19 protein-coding genes and 1 pseudogene are annotated in these 18156 nt (G+C 61.5%); 11 read left to right on the top strand and 9 right to left on the bottom strand.

Translation table 11 applies throughout. From position 1 onward, the window contains the following. Window positions 1-11: 11 nt before the first annotated feature. Complete coding sequence (locus EH165_RS11330; protein ID WP_124799546.1) at window positions 12-683, top strand: response regulator; 672 nt, start codon at window positions 12-14, stop codon at window positions 681-683. On the opposite strand, the gene EH165_RS11325 is transcribed toward EH165_RS11330, so the two are convergent. After that, window positions 680-1030 (bottom strand): chorismate mutase, encoded by a 351-nt coding sequence (locus EH165_RS11325; RefSeq protein ID WP_206426236.1) that lies wholly within the window; start codon window positions 1028-1030, stop codon window positions 680-682. The genes EH165_RS11330 and EH165_RS11325 overlap by 4 nt on opposite strands. 362 nt (window positions 1031-1392) lie before the next feature. Beyond that, the gene (locus EH165_RS11320) at window positions 1393-2406 is read right to left on the bottom strand and encodes a LacI family DNA-binding transcriptional regulator (RefSeq protein WP_124799545.1); all 1014 of its coding nucleotides are present in this window, start codon (window positions 2404-2406) and stop codon (window positions 1393-1395) included. Window positions 2407-2486: 80 nt separating this feature from the next. Between EH165_RS11320 and EH165_RS11315 the strand changes: the two genes are divergently transcribed. Further along, window positions 2487-3704 (top strand): MFS transporter, encoded by a 1218-nt coding sequence (locus EH165_RS11315; protein WP_206425934.1) that lies wholly within the window; start codon window positions 2487-2489, stop codon window positions 3702-3704. A gap of 656 nt (window positions 3705-4360) precedes the next feature. Here EH165_RS11315 and EH165_RS11310 read toward each other — a convergent pair. Together EH165_RS11310 and EH165_RS11305 are read right to left on the bottom strand one after the other, a co-directional pair. Then, window positions 4361-4951 carry a dihydrofolate reductase family protein gene (locus tag EH165_RS11310; protein WP_124799544.1) on the bottom strand — a complete coding sequence of 197 codons (591 nt, stop codon included), beginning with the start codon at window positions 4949-4951 and terminating at the stop codon, window positions 4361-4363. A 172-nt stretch (window positions 4952-5123) separates the two neighbouring features. Next, a pseudogene (locus tag EH165_RS11305) lies at window positions 5124-5336 on the bottom strand (IS3 family transposase); the annotation flags it as partial. 145 nt (window positions 5337-5481) lie between these two features. On the opposite strand from EH165_RS11305, the gene EH165_RS11300 reads away from it, so the two are divergent. Further along, window positions 5482-6096: a Pr6Pr family membrane protein gene (locus EH165_RS11300; protein ID WP_124799542.1), complete on the top strand. Its 615-nt coding sequence runs from the start codon at window positions 5482-5484 to the stop codon at window positions 6094-6096. A 208-nt stretch (window positions 6097-6304) separates the two neighbouring features. Then, the gene (locus EH165_RS11295) at window positions 6305-7240 is read left to right on the top strand and encodes a GNAT family N-acetyltransferase (RefSeq protein ID WP_124799541.1); all 936 of its coding nucleotides are present in this window, start codon (window positions 6305-6307) and stop codon (window positions 7238-7240) included. A 49-nt stretch (window positions 7241-7289) separates the two neighbouring features. Here the strand turns inward: EH165_RS11295 and EH165_RS15475 are convergent, their stop codons facing one another. From EH165_RS15475 to EH165_RS16875, 3 genes are all read right to left on the bottom strand, one after another. Further along, window positions 7290-7454 (bottom strand): hypothetical protein, encoded by a 165-nt coding sequence (locus tag EH165_RS15475; protein ID WP_164479206.1) that lies wholly within the window; start codon window positions 7452-7454, stop codon window positions 7290-7292. 939 nt (window positions 7455-8393) lie between these two features. Beyond that, window positions 8394-8867 (bottom strand): nitroreductase/quinone reductase family protein, encoded by a 474-nt coding sequence (locus EH165_RS11290; RefSeq protein WP_422392112.1) that lies wholly within the window; start codon window positions 8865-8867, stop codon window positions 8394-8396. Then, window positions 8771-9499 carry a DUF1203 domain-containing protein gene (locus tag EH165_RS16875; protein ID WP_124799539.1) on the bottom strand — a complete coding sequence of 243 codons (729 nt, stop codon included), beginning with the start codon at window positions 9497-9499 and terminating at the stop codon, window positions 8771-8773. The genes EH165_RS11290 and EH165_RS16875 overlap by 97 nt, the downstream gene beginning before the upstream one ends. 297 nt (window positions 9500-9796) lie before the next feature. Between EH165_RS16875 and EH165_RS11280 the strand changes: the two genes are divergently transcribed. From EH165_RS11280 to EH165_RS11260, 5 genes are all read left to right on the top strand, one after another. After that, complete coding sequence (locus EH165_RS11280) at window positions 9797-9991, top strand: hypothetical protein (protein WP_124799538.1); 195 nt, start codon at window positions 9797-9799, stop codon at window positions 9989-9991. Window positions 9992-10308: 317 nt separating this feature from the next. Then, a complete protein-coding gene (locus EH165_RS11275; protein ID WP_124799537.1) occupies window positions 10309-10962 on the top strand; it encodes a TMEM175 family protein in 654 nt (217 codons plus the stop codon). 178 nt (window positions 10963-11140) lie between these two features. Then, complete coding sequence (locus EH165_RS11270) at window positions 11141-11848, top strand: Type 1 glutamine amidotransferase-like domain-containing protein (RefSeq protein ID WP_124799536.1); 708 nt, start codon at window positions 11141-11143, stop codon at window positions 11846-11848. 303 nt (window positions 11849-12151) lie between these two features. Next, on the top strand, window positions 12152-13165 hold the full coding sequence (locus EH165_RS11265; RefSeq protein WP_164479205.1) for an endonuclease/exonuclease/phosphatase family protein: 1014 nt from the start codon (window positions 12152-12154) through the stop codon (window positions 13163-13165). 199 nt (window positions 13166-13364) lie between these two features. Continuing rightward, window positions 13365-14741, top strand: coding sequence for a multidrug effflux MFS transporter (locus tag EH165_RS11260; protein ID WP_124799534.1), 1377 nt, complete (start codon window positions 13365-13367; stop codon window positions 14739-14741). Here EH165_RS11260 and EH165_RS11255 read toward each other — a convergent pair. Continuing rightward, window positions 14682-15311, bottom strand: a complete 630-nt coding sequence (locus EH165_RS11255; protein ID WP_124799533.1) for a hypothetical protein — start codon at window positions 15309-15311, stop codon at window positions 14682-14684. The two genes, EH165_RS11260 and EH165_RS11255, sit on opposite strands and share 60 nt — an antisense overlap. 30 nt (window positions 15312-15341) lie before the next feature. Continuing rightward, complete coding sequence (locus EH165_RS11250; RefSeq protein ID WP_124799532.1) at window positions 15342-15983, bottom strand: hypothetical protein; 642 nt, start codon at window positions 15981-15983, stop codon at window positions 15342-15344. Window positions 15984-16100: 117 nt separating this feature from the next. On the opposite strand from EH165_RS11250, the gene EH165_RS11245 reads away from it, so the two are divergent. Next, window positions 16101-16745: a DUF2461 domain-containing protein gene (locus EH165_RS11245; RefSeq protein ID WP_124799531.1), complete on the top strand. Its 645-nt coding sequence runs from the start codon at window positions 16101-16103 to the stop codon at window positions 16743-16745. Between the two features lie 313 nt (window positions 16746-17058). Then, window positions 17059-18051 carry a sodium:calcium antiporter gene (locus EH165_RS11240; protein WP_124799530.1) on the top strand — a complete coding sequence of 331 codons (993 nt, stop codon included), beginning with the start codon at window positions 17059-17061 and terminating at the stop codon, window positions 18049-18051. The last annotated feature ends 105 nt before the right edge of the window (window positions 18052-18156 follow it).

Raw genomic sequence — 18156 nt, 5'->3', positions numbered from 1 at the left:
GAAAGAGCGCCATGTCTGACCCAATAGCCTGTCCCACCACGGTTTTCCTCGTCGACGACCACGCGCTCTTCAGGGCCGGCGTCAAAGCCGAACTCGCTGGACTCAATGACGATCGCATCGCCATCGTCGGCGAAGCAGGTTCGGTAGCAGAAGCCGTCACCCGCATCACTGCCGAGCGGCCGAATGTCGTGCTGCTTGATGTTCACATGCCCGACGGTGGTGGCCGAGCAGTGCTCGAGAAGGTCCATGCCCTCTACCCAGAGGCAGTGTTCTTGGCGCTCAGCGTTTCTGACGCCGCCGAAGATGTCATCAATGTGATCAGAGCGGGAGCCCGCGGGTACGTCACCAAAACCATCTCCGGACCAGAACTTGCCGACGCCATTGTCCGTGTCGCAGGCGGGGACGCGGTGTTTTCGCCGCGGCTAGCGGGTTTCGTGCTTGATGCTTTCTCCGACCGCGACGGGGCCGTTCCAGCGGTAAATCCTGAGCTGGATCTGCTTTCGCCGCGCGAGCGCGAAGTACTCCGCCTTCTGGCCAGGGGGTATGCGTACAAGGAGATTGCTTCGCAGCTGTTTATTTCGATCAAAACGGTGGAAACCCACGTCTCGTCCGTGCTGCGTAAGACCCAGATGTCCAACCGCTACGAGCTTTCCAGGTGGGCCACGGACCGCCGTCTCATCTAGGCAGGATCGCCAGCAGCAGGGGAGGCAGCCTGCGAGCCAGTGGGGTTGGCGGCGGTGCCGCGGCCCAGCTTCCCGCGGCCCATTGCTAGCAGCAACATCGCAAGGTCGGAGCCCGGCTGGCCTAAATCGCGGAACCGATCGAGGATGGCGATTTCGCGAGAGTATGAAATACGTGGCCCGCCCTGCGCCATCCTGGCCGCTCCGATGGCGTGCGACACCGCGGTGCGCTTCTTGATCAAGCGGACGAGTTCTGCGTCTATGGCATCGATCTCGACCCGGAGCAGTCCAATTCCGGCCTCATCGGTGGGAACCTCCACGACGGGCAGGGTCGTATCTTTCTCGCTCATGGCGACCTTTCCGATCTGAGTACTATTCATCGTCATTGCTCATTCTGCCCACGCTCGCGTCCAGGTCCGAACATGAAAAACACCCCGGGTCTGGTGGACCTCAGGGCGCGTCGTCGGGGCGGATGGCTTCAGCCGCTGACGGGCACCGGGATCCGGTACCCAAGAAGAAACTGCCGCTGAGCCATTTCCCCATAGTGACACAGGCCTTGGGCTCCGTCCATCTGGGTGTTTCGGGCTGGGTGTTTCGGGCTGAGGCTTTCGAACTGGGGCTTTCGAACCGGGGCAGAAAATTAGCGGACCGAAGCGCCTCAGATCGACGTAGTGGTCGTCACGTCATATCGCGACGGAGATCATGAGAGGGTTCAGGCGGATCCGCGAAGGATCAGACTCAATCCGACTTCGCGACTGCCATCGTCGGGGGTCGCAGTTCCGTCCAGAATGTTGGATACCAGTTCAATGGCGTGGCGAGCGATCTCACTTTTGTCAATCGACAGCGTCGTCAGTTCGGGGCTGACAAGCGATCCGATATCGAGGCCGTCGAATCCGATAACCGCGATGCGCGCGGGAACTTCGACTTTGGTGTGCTGGAAGCCTTTCAGTGCGCCGATTGCCATCACGTCGTTGTAGACAAGCACAGCATCCATCTCCGGGTATTGAGCGATGAGCTGTTCTGCCCCATCAATGCCGCCCTGATGAGTTTCTTCAACTACGACTTGGGACTGCTCGGACCATTCCAGTCCGTTCTCGGTAAGGAAGCTGCGATAAAGATCGTTCCGAAGGGAACTTCCCAGTAGGGACCCGATAAAGCCGATTCGGCGACGGCCGATATCGCGCAGATGGGATAGTGCCGCGTAAACCCCTGTTCTGTTGTCAATGCGCACCACCGCGTCCAGATGGGGGCTTTCTTCACCGTCGAGCATCACGAGAGGTATTCCCAGCCCGACCCCCCGCAATGCCTCGGGAGGCAACAACGCGACGGTGTCCGTCCGGCATCCAGTAAGCAACAGGGCATCCACCCTATGCACTAGGGCTGCCAGGCTTAGTCGCGCTCTTCCTTCCTCGGCGCCAATGTCGCACAGCACAAGGCTCCAGCCTCGATCGGTAGCGATACGGCTAAGGGCAGACGCGAGCTCGGGAAAATACGGGTTACGGAGGTCTTCAACCACCAAGCCGACCGTCACTCCGCCGCCGTGAACGAGTCCCTGCGCCGCGCGGTTCGGTCGGTATCTCAGAGATCGGGCGGTGTCCACGACACGCGCTCGGGTTGCGGGACTCACATCTGGCAGGCCATTGAGTGCGCGCGTCACGGTCTGTCTCGAAACCCCGGCGACACGCGCGACGTCGATGATCGTTGCTCGGCGTTTGATGGTTGCCATGTGCCCACCGTACTGTGGTGACAAGATGCCGTGAACGTTCACGGTTTTTCGTAGGTTCTCTTAGGTGAAACGGGATAGATGTGACGCGGACAGCGCGGAGCGAAAGCCGCCCGAGTATCGAGACCCGTCGCGCTCGCCTCGCGGTCTCCGGTCTATTTCTGACCAACGGCGCTCTCTTCGCCAACTTCTTGCCGCGCTACCCGGAAGTGATGCGCAACCTTGAGCTAACCAACACCGCGTTCGGGCTCGCTGTAGCGGCTTTTCCGCTGGGCGCGCTCGTCGCAGGGCTCAGCGCAGGCTTCCTCGTCAGACGGTTTCGGTCATCCCGGGTCGCAGTGGTGTCGACCCTTGTCACGGCGGCCGGCATCGTCCTCGCAGGTTCGGGCTCGATTTGGCTCACTCTCGCGTTAGGCATGGCATTGGCCGGCGCGATGGACTCCATCACCGATGTCGCACAGAACTCACACGGGTTGCGGGTGCAGCGACTCTTCAACCGGTCAATACTCAACTCGTTTCACGCCATCTGGAGCGTCGGCGCCGTACTCGGCGGCGTGCTCGGAGCGGCCGCGGCCCAGGCGCGTATACCCATTCCCCTGCATCTCGCGATCTCGGCGGTAATCTTCGGCGGACTTGCGGTGTTCTCCTATCGCTTTCTTCTCCCCGGACCCGAACCCGCGGAGGTCGCCAAACCCCCTGTCACCTCAAGCGACCCCACGCCTCGACGCGGCGCGGGAGTCCTGAAGTGGGCGATCCTTGTGGCACTCGTGCTCATCGCCTCTGCGGGCGCGATAGTCGAAGACTCAGGGGCGTCATGGTCGGTGATCTACCTCAACGGGCCGCTCGAAGCATCCGCTTTCGTCGCCGGCATCGGGTTCGTCGCCCTGCAAGGGATGCAGTTCGTGGGCCGAATCTTCGGCGACCGCCTCGTCGACCGCTTCGGCCAGCGTGCCGTCGCCCGTAGCGGCGGTGCCATCGTCGTCGTCGGCATGGGCATGGCGCTGTGGTTTCCGTCGATACCCGCAACCATCGTAGGTTTCGGCCTCGCGGGCCTCGGCGTCGCGACGCTCATCCCCTCTGCGATGCAAGCCGCCGACGAACTCGACGGCTTTCGCCCGGGAACGGCGCTGACCCTGGTCAGCTGGTTGCTGCGCATCGGCTTTCTCGTGTCGCCACCTCTCGTCGGTGCGATAGCGGATGCCGCGACGCTGCGCCTCGGACTCACGATCGTTCCAGTAGTGGGGTTGCTCGTGGTGATCATCGCCAAGGTTCTCCCTTCCGTGAGAGCGCGAGACAGTTAACCGAAGTAGCCGTTCCGCTTGAGCGTCAGCTCATCGCTCACTCAGGCGCGGCGAGACACCATTACCGCACGGTTACAAGACTGCTCGAAAGGTCGCAGTCTGACCTGGGGCCGAGCGCGGAGTTCATCAACAGCAACACGCCGCGTTGCTGGGTCACGACGAGGATCTAGGCGCTCTGCCTTGCAGCACACTGGTCGCAGGAGGAATCGACTCAATGCGGGTTTCCAGTGGTCGGTGGCGGTGGGTGTCCCGATTCGTCCGCTCAACATGTCAGACGAGTTAGAAAGGGGATGGTTGGGGGCTTATAAAAGCGGACAAGCCGATGCGGTGGTGAAAGTAGCCCGGATCCTCGACACATATTCTCGTCCGGCCACGCCGAGCTTCGGATCTCGTATGAGGCCACCGACTTCCCATCGGCCTCCCGGATTGGGAGATTTTGAGCGCATGTATATTACTCCGTCTACGATGTGACAACGGAAGAACTAATTGGGCAAACCGAGAGTTTGGACTTATCGGAGCAGAGGAACTCATAGGCTCCCTTGCCATCCACGTGGAGATGTTAGAAAGAAATTTAATAGATTGTCGGAATGACGCCATCGACTAAACCGCGCACACTCTAGTTGCCTGAATCTTAAATCGGTCTACGACTGGTTCCTTCAAGTGGCGTTTAGCTCCGCTCCGGACGATGCGCTCCTTATTGCGTGGCGCAGGAAGATCACGCCGTTGGCGAACCGTCGGTGGTCCAGTAGCTCGAGGGTGAGGCCCACGCCGCGGGGAAGCGCCGGTTTGCCGCCGCCCACGACCGCGGGGCTCAGGAGGAGCACGCACTCGTCGACCAGCCCGTATTGGAACGCCTGCGCCCCTAGCTCCGCGCCCCCGATGCTCAAGTCCGAGCGAGATGTCTCCTTGAGCTTGCGAACCGCCTCAGGTTCGAACTGCCGCTCGATCCTCGTGCGCGCTGTGGAGGCTCGGTCGAGTGTCCTGGAGTACACGACTTTGTCCGTATCGCGCCAGATGTTGGCGTACTCGCGGACGACGGCCGGCTCGCCCGTCAACCAGTCGTCGTCCTCCCAGACGGCCATCGTCTCGTACATGCGACGGCCGTATAAGGACGTGCCAATGCGCCGCTCGTGCTCGTTCCAAAACTGGTGCACTTCCGCATCCGGCAATGACCAACCAAAGGAGCCGCTCTCATCCTCGAGGTAGCCGTCCAGTGAAATGTTGGCCGCGTAGATCAGCTTGCCCATGATGCCTCCAGTCGCAATGGTGATTGTTTCCCTACCGCGTCAGGATGGCGGCGACAAGGGAGCGCATGGTGCAATTCGGCTGACACATTTGTGCCCTTTGGTGGTACTGAAGTGCATACCGAAGTGCCTCGAGGAGTTAGATGGAGCGCCCTGGGTCTGATGGAGACTTACGCTATTTGATTCCCACCAGCTGAGTGCTCGTGGTTTGGCCAGCATAGAACGTGTCCTCGAACTCGGCGGGCGGGATTTCGCCGAGGTAGCCCTGGAGTCGCTGGATGTTGTGCCAGTGGACCCATCCGAGGGTCGCGAGCTCGAGGTTCTCGACCGTTTGCCAGGACCCTGGGCCGGCGGGTACACGGGCGAGTCCGGCCTTGAAGTAGCCGTTTTGACGAGAAGGGCGGGTCCGAGAAGCTCGCATTTCATACGTCATCAGTGCAGGACGGCTAGCGCCCGACACTATGCTCAACGAAAGTTGTGGTGCACGCACTATTCATCGAGGTCGCGCAGTGCAACCAGATTGGTGGACATCAGTGAAGCGACTCTTTGGGACTCTCAGGCTCGTAGCCGGTCTCGCAATCCTGGTGGCAGTCATCGGCCAGTACGCCTATAGCGCGGCCCGCACCGTGATCAATCCGTTCAATTTCTTCGGTTACTTCACTATTCAGAGCAACATCATCACCATGGTGGCCTTTTTGGCGTCCGCCTATTTCATCTTTGGCCGTAAGGAGCAGCCTCCCTGGGTGATTTACCTCCGCGCGGTCGCGACAACAATCATCGTGATTGTCGGGATCGTTTACAACACGCTCTTGGCCGGCGCCTCGCTCGCCGGATCGTTCGACCTCCGGTGGTCGAGCAACATCCTGCACATCATCATCCCGATCTATGCTCTGGTCGATTGGGTGCTATTCGCCGACCGTAAGCCTCTGGCATACAAGCGGCTCTGGATCGTGCTGGTCTACCCCGTCGTCTGGCTGGTCGTGATCCTGATCCGCGGTGCGACTGATGGCTGGGTGCCATATCCGTTTTTGGACCCGGCGACCGGCTACGGATCGGTGGCTCTGTATTGCCTCGCGATAGCCGCCTTCACCGTGCTCTTCGGTTGGGTGACATTCGCGCTCAGCCGGGTCCGAATCCTCAAACCGTAAAAATTCGGAGGGCATCAAATCGAAGCCGACGACAGCTCCGTTCAGAGCCTCTCGCGGGTTGCACGGGATCTATCTCAACCCCACCTGCGGTAGGCGCATGTTGTGCGCGGAGGCAGAAGCCGGCTGTGTGGTAGCGGCTGTGCGTCTGCGGTCTTAGTTCCAGGGGAGTGGCCGCCGGCAAATTTTCATCACTGGTAGGGATAAGTGTGTGAAGACTCGCCGAGCCACCGCTGGTGACGTCGATGCCCTTGTTGAATTTCCCGACGACCCCGGAGTGGTGAGCCTGTCCCGCAAGCAGGTTCGCGACGACTTCGAGGCCGGCCGCATGCGGCCCGAGTGGTCCTGGGTCATCGAGGATGAGGGTCGGCTTCTGGGACGCGCACTGTGGTGGGGACGTGGCGAATCTTCGCCGAGCACTTTGGACGCTTTGGACTTATTGCCCGAGGTCGGAGACCCCCGGTCGGCCGCAGTCGGGTTGTTGCGCGCTGGCCATGCTGACTTAGAGTCGTCCGGCCACTGCGGTGTGCCCCCGTACACCGTGCGTCTGCGCGGCGGCTGGCGCGACGACCCGCAATCAGTCCGTGCTGCCGACTGGCGGATCGCAGCTATGGCTGACGTGGGCATTGTTGGTTCGATTGAGCGGCGCCAATACGCCTGGACGCCGGACAACGGGGTACCGGCGAGCAGCACCCGGGTCACGTTCCGGCACGGCTCGGACGATGAGTTCATTCAACTGTTCGGTGCGGCAGCCCGGGGAACCTTGGACGTCGAGACGCTCCAGGCTTTGGAGTCCATGGACGAGGTCACCCAAGCCAAAGACGACTTCGAGTTCTACGAGAGCTGCCCCGGCGACCGACAATGGTGGCAGGTGGCGACCGCCGGCGACGGAACACCGGTGGGGTTCATCGTCCCGTCGGCGACGCCGTACAACCGCAACGTGGGCTACCTCGGTGTGCTGCCGGGCTATCGCGGCAAGGGGCTGGTAGACGACCTACTAGGCGAGGTGACCCGCATGCACGCCGCTGCGGGGGCCGACCGGATCACTGCAACGACGGATATGACGAACCTGCCGATGGCGGCAGCTTTCCACAGGGCCAACTACCAGGTCGTTGAAGTCAGGTTGGTGCTCAAAGCGCCACGATGACCGTCGGCCCGCCGTTGGGCCGAGGACATTCCCCCTTCACTGAGTCCCGCTAGTCGAAGATCCGCCTGATGACGTTGATGGCGTCAGGCCACGACTCCCGCCGGACCAGGTCCGTCTGAGTAGTCGCGGAGGCACCCGGCAATCTCATTCCGTTTACCACGCGGTAAAAAGACGCGAAGTCGGCGGGTTCCCGGACGCAGTCGCTCTCGCTCATGGGCCTGAATTAACAAATCAAGCAGAAGCTAGTCCTCTGCTATCGGGCAGGCATTTCAGCTCCGTATTCTTAGTTCGAATTTTTCACTAGGTGCTTAAGTCAGGTAGCTTTCCCTCATGGCTTTAACAGGAGGTTTCCTCGCACGTCGCCGGTTATTGTTGGCTACGTTTACGGGAGTGGTCACACTTGTATCTTGCGGGACTGGGGTCGCCTGCGACGCGTCTGCCCTGTTCTCTGGGCTAGAAGTTGATTTCACAAATGTTGCCGAAAAAGGTATAGCGCCATTTGAAGTGCGTATTTGTTTGGATGCGGATTGCGCTTCTAGCCAATTCGGCGGTCAACTTGGCACCAGGGCCTCGATCGCCACGACGCTGACAAATGGCTCAACAAAACACGCTGTTAGCTTTAAACTTGTCGACGCGGATTCGCAAGTGCTGGCTGATGTTAGCGGGTCGTATGCCGCGAAGCTGGAATCGGACCGTGTGGGGCCATGTGAGAGACAGGTCTATGTAATTAGATTGACTGCTTAAGGGCGATGGCACGGGGCAGTTCTGAACTCGGCGAGCTGACAATCTCTGGACCGATAGTGTCGCCCAGGCAAATTTCCGTCGAGATCGTCGATCCAGATCGGCCACGCCGCCGCCTGTGTCGCGTCCTCGGGTGAGACCCCGGGGTGGGAGCTGTCCCTTTCAGACGGCGTCATTCGCCACCGCCTCACGAATCAGTTCTGAATGTGTCTGGCCCTTTCACTCAGCAGCCGCGCACTTTCAAAGCTCCGACGTCCGCGCTGTTCTCTGCTGCCATGACGATGATCGCCACATTCCGGCTCTATTGCACTGGGGGCCTGTCATGACCAATCTGCCTCCCGTGGGAAGCGACACAGCCAGACATCGGAGCTTGTCGAAGGGGGCGCAGCTCGGATTATCCGTCCGCTGACGTCTATGCGCCGCTGCGCGCACGGGACGGGGGGTTAGGGGCAATAGCATCGACGCGGAAAACGGGGTAGTCCGAGGCGATCAGCTCGAACTCCGCCAAGGGGGCTCCTGGACGTACCGGCATGTGCGGTCGAGCCCCCGGAACTTTCTGCAGGTACCGCCGAAGGATGGGAGCCCGCTCATCAACTGGCACTTCGACCAAGCGGCGAGCCATTGAGCGCCCGTGTCGGATGGTGACAAACCCGCCTGCTGCCCGCACGTTACGGACCCAGTTACAGTCGTTTCCCAGCATCGACACCACGTACCAATTCCCGTTGCAGTCGGCCATGCCGAGCGGAAACCGGGTAATCCTGCCGGTGCGGCGGCCAACGACCTCAAGGGTCACCCACCGTTTGGGGACCACACCAGCGCTCTGGACAGTTGCCCAGAACTGCGCGAACCGGCGGGCGGTCGCGTTGCCGTGTCCCCCTGCGTACATGGCCCGGAGGGCGTCATTGGAGAAGGGCCAACGTGCCATTTCTTCCTCCTCGGACCCGCCGCTCGTTGGCCCTGCGATTCGTGTCTCGAAGGCGAACGATGTTTGACCTGGTTGGACATGGCCCAGATTCTTAGCCACCGCATCGCCGCCGAAGGTAATCCCTGCCAGCCAAGGCACCCACCGCTTGCGACTGCGCCAACATCGTTATGGAAGTCCCTCCCACAATCGTGAGGGCACACGGCCTTGTGCTCCACGCTAAATGATGCGCAGACACGCGAGAAGTGGCGAAGGTCATCACTTATCCGGGCGGTACGCCAGCGAGATGGCGAAAATCTAGCCGTTCTGCCGGGCCCGCCATCGTTCATCATTCGGGCCGAAAACTGCGCCTCATGGTGGGCTTGAAGCGGTGGGATTGCTGCTGTGTGGTTCACCACTGAGATCCGCTTAGTTCGAGCCATCGGTTCGGTGGGTGCGCAGCACACGGGACCGACGGCCAGCTGCGCTGGTAGCTTGCCGGTCGATACATAACCTTCGCAGCGCGCCGCGTGAATGTAGACGGGTCCCACCTCCCTCCACAGAGACGGGTGCTCGAACGGCGCGTAGGAGATCAGCGTGATCTTCTCGCCTGACACTCATGAGCTGGGTTCGGTGGTCGATGAAGACTTCTTGCGTTGAGGCACGTGGGGCATCCGCCGTTGTTAGGGTCGTGTTGTGGCTAACGCAGAGTTGTGGCTTGCCCGGCGGTGGCGGACGGCGCTGATGGTCGTTGTGCTGCTCTTCGCGATGCTGTGCGGCGGCGGACTCCTGTAATACCGCCTCGTGTATCACTCCTTCGCCTTCTGGGCTGCCCCGAGCGAATCACTTACTGCGACCGCGACTATCAAACGCAAGGTACGACTTCCACGCGCGAACAGATCGACGCAGACCCAATGTCGCTGCCAGGAGGTCCGTCGTATCCGCTGTCCTCAATCAGGCCAGCCGTTCCGGTACTTGGCTGGACTTTGTGGGTGAAGACCACCTCGCAGGACCAGCGCACTGACTGCGGGGCCACCCGCAGCACTGTGATGTACGTGCAGCAGGAGTCCGATAGTTACCTGTCCTACGGCCTTCTCGGCGGCCCGTAAAGGTAGTCACCCCAGGCGGCGGAGACTACTGCTGGCTGTCCTCCCGCCGCGGATTGCGGAACCATTCGCGCGTCGATCCTGCCTCCCGCACCCCTAAGGCCATTCGACGGGAGGGGACGGCCCTGAGCGCTAAGTTGCAGCTATCGCCCGGTGAATTCCCCGTCAAGGTCCTTGTTCCCGGTTGGCTCCTAAGCCGCCAGCATTGCATCCTTTTGTGAGACGCCGTGGGTGCCGTTTTATGTGGCGTCCTTCGCCAGCGCCTCCCGTATGAGCTCCAAACGTGCCTTGTGCTCTCACTCAGGCTCTAGCCTAAGTGCATGCAGACAACACTGGGCCTGAATCGACTGGTGTTCTTCACGGACGCAGTTACCGCCATCGCAATCACGCTACTAATTTTGCCGGTGGTCGACTCAGTCGCCAAAGCTTCGACCACTGGTTACAGCGCAGGGCAGTTTCTAGCCCAGAACGAGTCACAGCTCATCGGGCTCACCATGAGTTTCGCGGTGATTGCTCGCCTGTGGGTCTCCCACCACTCAACGTTCGAGCACGTTGCGGCCTATAACGCACCGTTAATGCTGCTCAACATTGTGTGGGTCTTCACCATTGTGCTGCTCCCGTTTCCCACCGAAATGATCTCGCAGTTTCCAACGTCATCGCTCACGGTTGGCTTCTACATCGGCACGATGGCGGCGAACGCGCTGGTATTGACGGCCATGGTGTTGCTGGTACACCGGAATCCCACGCTGGAGGACACAGCGAATCCGATCTCCGCCTTGCAGATATTTACGAGTGTCGCGGTCACGGCCGCGTTCTTGGTCGCGCTGGTAGTCGGTGTGCTCGTGGGACCGATTAACTTCTGGGCGCTGCTGATCCTGTTCGTATCGATCCCGGCGCAGATGATCTATGACCGAAGGGCGGCGCGCTCGCGTGCCGCGCAAGCCGAGGCCGAGCGGCGGTGCAACGCCGAGTAAGAAAGATCGCGACGTACGCCCACCAGATCCGCAGTGAGACTCCAGCCAGTTCTTGGCGATGAAGGTCGCCAATGCTCCGTCCGGCATGGCTTCTCGCGTCCGGACAAGGACCTCAGGAGTGCCAACTTCAGTCACTTCAGATGCAACCCCCGGCTACGGATCGCGTTAGTCTGAGCGCATGCTTGGCACAATCCTCGCGCTCGGCGGTGGCGGCTTCTCGATGTCCGATGACGGCAAGTCCGCCATCGACGATTTCCTCCTGGACCTTACAGGCAAGAATCGCCCGCGAGTCTGTTTCGTGCCGACCGCGAGCGGCGACGCTGATAGCTACAGTCAGCGATTCGAAGCTGCGTTCAACGGGCGTGCTCAGACCTCGGTGCTCTCGCTGTTTTGCCATGACCCGTGGGGTTACACCAAGCCTGAAATGCTCCTGGAACAGGACGTGATCTACGTCGGCGGGGGATCGACTGCGAATCTCCTTGCCGTCTGGCGGCTGCACGGATTGCCCGCCATTCTCGCTGAGGCCGCCGCGAAAGGCGCGATCCTCGCCGGTGTCAGCGCTGGCATGAATTGCTGGTTCGAGAGTTCGTCGACCGACTCGTTCGGCCCGCTGTCACCCTTGGGAGACGGCCTTGGCTTCATCAATGCCAGTGCCTGCCCCCATTACCTGGGGGAGCCCGGCCGGCGTGAGAAGTACGTGGGTTGGGTAGCCGACGGGTCGCTCGCCAACGGATACGCAGTCGACGACTATGCCGCCATCCTCTTTCGCGATGGTGAGTTGGTAGAGGCGGTGGCGGAGCAGCCCGGACGCGCCGTATTGCGCGTCGAGCAATCCGCCAGGCACGGTGCAGTCGAGGTCGACGTTCCAGTCCGGCGTCTCCACTGATGTCCCGCAGTTGCAATTGCTCACGCGCCGTCTGTGCTTCAGCCCCGGCTCGCACTGCTGGCTCCGGTTACGGGTAGACCCACCCATCGCGTCCAACGGGCGTTGCCGCTCTGATAACTTGACGGACCAGAGCGACAGGTCACGTGCCTAATCTCGGTGAACAACAGCCCGGGGTTGGCCGTCGAGCAATTTAGTCCGGGCATGGAAGTTGAAACAAGGCTCTCCCTGTCTACGAGCAAAAAGCGCCGTGGAGATGTCCCTATCAGATCAGGCGGCGGCTGCTGCTCATGTCATGGTGTGAGTATGACGAATACTGCCGAACGGGGCTTGCGAACCTCTTGGACCCGGTTGTTAGGTCGCACATCAGCATCAATCGTCGTACTGCTGTGTGTAGTGAGCCTGTTAGCCCGGCCACTCGGAGTGTCGGGCTGGCCGGTCCTCGCCCAGATAATCAGTCTCAAGGTCATCGCTGGTCTGGTCTGCGCCACACTTGCGGCGCTGGTGGCCGTCGTCGCAGTGACCCGCGGCCGGCTCCGGTCGCCTGTGGTGCTGACAATCTGTGCAGCGCTGCTGTTCACCGGAGCGATTCACGCCGGCACTGTGTTGGCGCGGGGAGGCAAGAGCGAACCTGTTGCGGACCCCGACATCACCGTCGTGCAGTTCAACACCTTCGACACCGCCACCACCCCCCAGCAGCTCGCCGACCTGGTACGAACCGCCGACGCCGACATCGTGACGCTCCCGGAGGCTGACCAGCAGACCACGGAGGCTGCCGCGGAGCTGCTCGCCGCTGGCGGCCTCATCTTCCAGGTGTTCTCGATGAGCACCCCGGAGCCCTACCCCTTGCCGGTATCGGCGATGGTCCGCAGAAGCATGGGCGACTACCGGCAAGCCCCCGGTCCACTACTGAGCTATGGCTCGTTGAAACTCGAGCCGGTCAGCGAATCCGGCTCTGCCCCAACGATTATCGCGGTGCACCCGGTCAATCCCGGGCTTACGTCGACGCTTACCGGATGGCGGTCAGAGACGTCGACGGCGGCTCGGCTCTGCACCCCAGGTTCGAACACGATTGTCGCTGGCGACTTCAATGCGACCGTGGACCACCCGGCTTTTGCACTCCTGCCGTGTGCCGACGCAGCGACCCAGGCGGGTGCCGGCGGGTCCGGCACATGGCCTTCGTGGCTGCCCTCATTCCTGGCCGCCCCCATTGACCACGTGATCCTCGACCCGCAAAGTTTCAGCGCCGTTGCTACCTGGACTGTTCGTGCCAGCGCGAGTGATCACCGGGCGTTGGTCGTGCAGCTGCGCAGTGTCTGACTGCTGCGCAGTGCCTGACTGGTGCGCAGCGTCTGACAGCTGCGGAGCGCCTGGAAGCTGCGGAGCGCCTGGAAGCTGCGCAGTGCAAGGACCGGACCGGCCGCAGCAGTTATTGTTGCCCGGGCGTGAATTCCCATCATTGGTACGCGCCCTTATCGATACCTGATTCACGTCCAGACGCGAGTGGAGATGTCCCGTCATGCAGCAGAAGTCCCCGGCGAGCCAGACGGCCGGGCCGCCGGCCGGTCAAACTGCCGGTCAGCCGGCCGGGCAAACTGCAGGTCAGACGGCAGGGCAAACTGCCGGGCCAACGGGCGCACCAGCGAAGGCGATTCCCGCGGCTCTCTTTGCAACCTTGGCGCTCCTATCTGCTGTCGGGCCGGTGTCGATCGATATGTATCTGCCCGCATTCGTCACCATGGCGCAGGAGCTGAAGACCGACGCCACCAGCATCCAACTGACCTTGACGGCGTTCCTGCTCGGGGTCGCGCTCGGCCAGCTGGTGCTGGGTCCGCTGTCCGATCGCTGGGGCCGGCGCGGCTTGCTGCTGATCGGGTCGGTGTTGTGTTTGCTGGGCTGCATCGCCTGCGCGCTCGCGCCCACGGTGTCGCTGTTGATCCTCGCCCGGTTTGTTACCGGCTTCGGTGGCTCGGCGGGCATCGTGCTGGGTCGAGCCGTGGTGTCTGACCGGGCGAAGGGAATCGCTGCGGTGCAGGTGTTCTCATTCCTTTCGGTGGTGACCGGTATTGCCCCTGTCATTGCGCCACTGGCCGGCGGCGCTCTGTTCCATTGGATCGGCTGGCGCGGGATCTTCTGGGTGATCTCGGGCATTGCCGCCGTCATGGTGCTCGCGATCCTGTTCGTGGTGAAGGAATCTCTGCCAGCCGAACTTCGTCATTCCGGTGGGTTGCGCCAGTTCGTCCACACCGCTGGTTCGGTCGTGCGGAACCGCCACTTCCTTGGCTACACCGCAGGTTTCTGCTTCGGGTTCGGGGTGCTGTTCGCCTACATTTCGGCGTCACCCTTCTTGGTGCAAAACGTTCTGGGAATGTCCAACACGTCGTTTTCGCTGGTGTTCGCTGTCAATGCCCTGTCGCTAACGTCGATCTCGTTCCTCAACGCCCAACTTGTTTCTCGCTTTGCGGCAAGGTCGCTCCTGCGCGTAGGAGTGCTGAGTATCCTCGGCGGATCGTCGTGCCTGTTGGTGTTGACGTCATCGGGAGTGCGTTCACCGTGGGTGGTGCTGCCGGTGCTGTGCTTCTCGTGCGCCAGCGTCGGGCTGATTCTGGGTAACGCCACCGGCTTGGCGTTGAACCAAGTTCCGCGAGCGATCGGCAGTGCCTCGGCGGTGATCGGCGCCGGTCAATTCGGGTTGGCAGCGATCGTCGCGCCGCTAGTCGGCCTCGGCGGGGAGGACACCGCCGTTCCGATGGCGCTGGTGATGACCATCTCGGCGAGCGTGGCCGTCATCGGGGTGTTGGTGCTGGCCCGCGGTTCTGCGGACAGTGGGTTGGGCTCAGCGCCCGGTCAACCTGGTGACGTTCAGAAGAACGAAAACACCGACCGAGACCGCTAGGACGATCCGGGCAGTCTTTTGTTGCTTCTTAGCGCGGCCAAGTTCCTCGGGTCGGACCAGATTCGGATAGCGAACCCGCAGTTCTTTGGTTGTGATGGGCTGGTCCACCACTTCAACAGGGCCAGGCGGTAGGCGGTGCAGTAGCGCCGTCCACTGTTCCGGTGCCCACGCGTCTGGTACCCACCTGAACAGAGCGTTGCCCGCTGCGTTGCGAACGATGTAAACGGTGTTCGCGGGCCCCAGCGGCTGTGCGAGGGACCGCACCAGCAACACGCTGGCGATATCGCGAAGAGGAATGATGGTTGTGCGGGCGGGAGTGGTTCGGAGCACAATGTTCTCGTCGTTGACCTCGAACGACAGGTGGCGAGCGAGCCGGATCCCGTAGGGAACCGCGGCCAAAGACAGGACGATGAGGACGATCCCCGCCGCACTCGTCCGCCCGTTTGCCGGGGCTATGACGAAGTACCCGAACCACACCGCGAACGGGAAGAGGAGGTGTGCGCGAAATGCGGCGGACTTGAAATAACCTCGCAGCGGATGAGCGGGTCTCAGCACGAGGAGTGGAAGCACGCTCGAAGGCTAGCACCCGTTGCGAGGAAACTAGTTGCTGACGATGGCCCACAAGATAACGCCAGCGGCGGTCGCAAGCACCACGTAGTTGAGGAACTTTTGGTTATCCATCGACTTCTGGGTGATGGCCGTCATGGCGTCCGGGAAGCGCATCAAGAACTGCTTGCGGTTCAACGGTTCGGTGACGACTTCGAGTTTCGGCGAATCCAAAGCCGTCAACAGCGCCGACCGATCAGTGTCGCTCCAGCTGTCGCACGACATCGTCAGGATTGCTAACCCGTCAAGATCAAAGAACAACAGCGCCGGGCCTTTGGCGCCAAGCCCGAGTTTAAACTCGCGAATTTCCCTTACCAGGGAGAGCTTCTCGCGCGGAAACACGAGCGGTGGGCGGCGGCCCTTGCGCAAGATTAGCGATGACGTGGTGACTTCGAGCGTCGAACGGCGCAGCGCCCAGAAGCTGAAACCGATGGATGGCAGCACAATGATCGCCACGAGCGCGAGCGGCGGCCAAATCTGGCTGGGTCGATCGAAATTGGACACAGCGGCAACTACCGCGATCACGACGCATCCCAACAGGAGCAGCCCCATCGCCCTGACGTGTACGCCGCGCAGATACCCCTGCACCGGGTGCGCGGGGGTGATGGTCAGGATTGACTTTTCTGCTTCGGTCACAGCGGTGAGCTTACGGCTGCTGATGCCGAAGTCCGCGTGGCTTGCTGGCCGGAGGCCTGGCAGCATGATCTGTAGGACGGCGACGAGCAGGAACAGACAATCGACTAAGGAGCTTTCGTGAGTTTCACCGGGATCCCGCTCACCGCGCTGGACTTCTACGAGGACCTGGAAGTCGACAACAGCAAAATCTTCTGGGCCGCCAACAAACACATCTATGACGTGTCGGTGAAGGCCCCGATGGCCGCGTTGGCACTCGAGATGGAGCCAGAGTTTGGCCACGGCAAGCTCTTTCGACCATTCCGAGATGTTCGATTCGCAAAAGACAAGACACCGTACAAAACCCACCAGGGACTCTGGTTCGATGAGAGCGCGTTGTATGTGGAGGTCGGCGCCGAGGGCTTGGCGGTGGCGGGTGGATTCTGGCGGACCATGCCCGACCAGGTCGCCAGGTATCGGGCGGCAATCGACAACGATCTCCATGCCGGGGCGCTGGACAAAATTCTGGCCACCTTACGAAAAGCGAAGTTCGAGATTCATGGTGAGCAGCTGAGCAGGGTGCCGTCAGGGTTTGCCAAGGACCACGAGCGAGCCGAACTGTTGAAGTACAAGACGTTGGTGGCCCGCAAAATGATCGGGGCGCCCGCGTGGATTGATACGCCGCAGGCAAAGACAGAGATCAGCAAGAGTTGGCGACAGATCACGCCGTTGGTGCAGTGGCTGAAGCAGCATGTGGGCAACAGTGATCTACCTGCACGCGGCTAGCCCGGCGGCCTGAGCTGCTGCTGAGCACTCTCCAGGGTGTGCCCGTAGTTGGTCGCAGGCATTGCCGCGCAACACTTTTCGGGCATCCTTTGTTCATTTTTTCGGCATTCCACATTGGAGTAGGGAGCCGTTTTGCTGCGGTAGGGTCGCGGCTGAAGGGGAGTAGTCCGCTACCGGATCTGTCGACATTCTGGCGCCAACAGGTGCCCGGCGCCCGGGCCCGAAACGAAATGCCTGACATGCCCGCGAGCGGGTTCCGGAAAGCATTTTTGGGTGGACGAGACCTTCGATGCCCTAAGGAAACCGCACTCCGTTGTTCTCCGCTATTTCACTGCTCATTGTCTCGGCTGTTGCCATCTATGTGGCGTGCACCTGGTTTATTAACGCCGTCGAATGGCTGGGTTCCCGGCTGAAAATGGGCAGCATAGCTATCGGATCTGTCTTGGCAGCCGTGGGCACTGCGCTCCCAGAAAGCGTGGTGACCTTCGTTGCGGTGGTGCTCGGCGATACCCCTGCCAGCAAAGAGGTAGGGGTAGGGGCCGCCATGGGCGGACCACTGGTGCTATCAACGCTCGCCTACGCCACGATCGGCGTTGTTCTTGCGCTCACCTCGCGTTCGCTGATTTCGCGGCCTGCGGGGGGGAGGAATGTGGTGGGCGATCAGACGTGGTTCCTCGTCATTTTCGCCCTAAAGGTCGCGCTGGGGGTACTGGTCTTCAGCTGGAAACCGTGGCTGGGCTGGGCCTTTCTCGTTGCCTACGTCGTTTTCGTGGTGCTGGAGGTGCGTCAAGCAAGTTGTGCGGGGGCGCATCGGAGCGACGAGCTAGATCGGCTGCGCCTGCAGCCGAGTCGGTCGGTACCTGCCGGATGGGCGATCGGCGTCCAAACTGCCGGAACTCTTGCGGTGATATTCGTTGCCTCCCAGGTGTTTGTGGCGCAGTTGGAGAATCTTGGGCCAGATCTGGGGCTGTCGCCAGCCGTCGTGGCGTTACTTTTTGCCCCCGTGGCGACGGAGTTGCCGGAAATTCTCAATGCCGTCATCTGGGTGCGTCAGGGCAAAACCGAACTTGCCATGGCCAATATCGCCGGCTCCATGATGATTCAGGCAACGATTCCGTCCGCCCTGGGAATCGGGTTCACGCCCTGGCATTTTGACTCCAGCCTGCTGATCGCGGGGACCGTCACCCTCGCCGCGGTGGCACTACTGATGTTGCTCGGACGCTTGCGGCGCCTGACAGCAGGGGCGCTGCTCGGCGGGTTCGGTATCTATGCGGGCTTTTTGACCGCTGTACTTATCGTGAACTGAGCTGCGCCTGGGCGCTTCGCTGGCTTGTGGTGGCGCAGCGATGTCGGTGCCGACGGGTAGTTTGGAACGGTCATGACGAGTCACAACACCCCACCCCAGGCGGGC

The sequence above is a fragment of the Nakamurella antarctica genome, assembly GCF_003860405.1.
GTDB lineage: Bacteria > Actinomycetota > Actinomycetes > Mycobacteriales > Nakamurellaceae > Nakamurella > Nakamurella antarctica.
The sequence above is the reverse complement of the archived record's forward strand: the minus strand, read 5'-3'. Positions and strand labels throughout refer to the sequence as shown.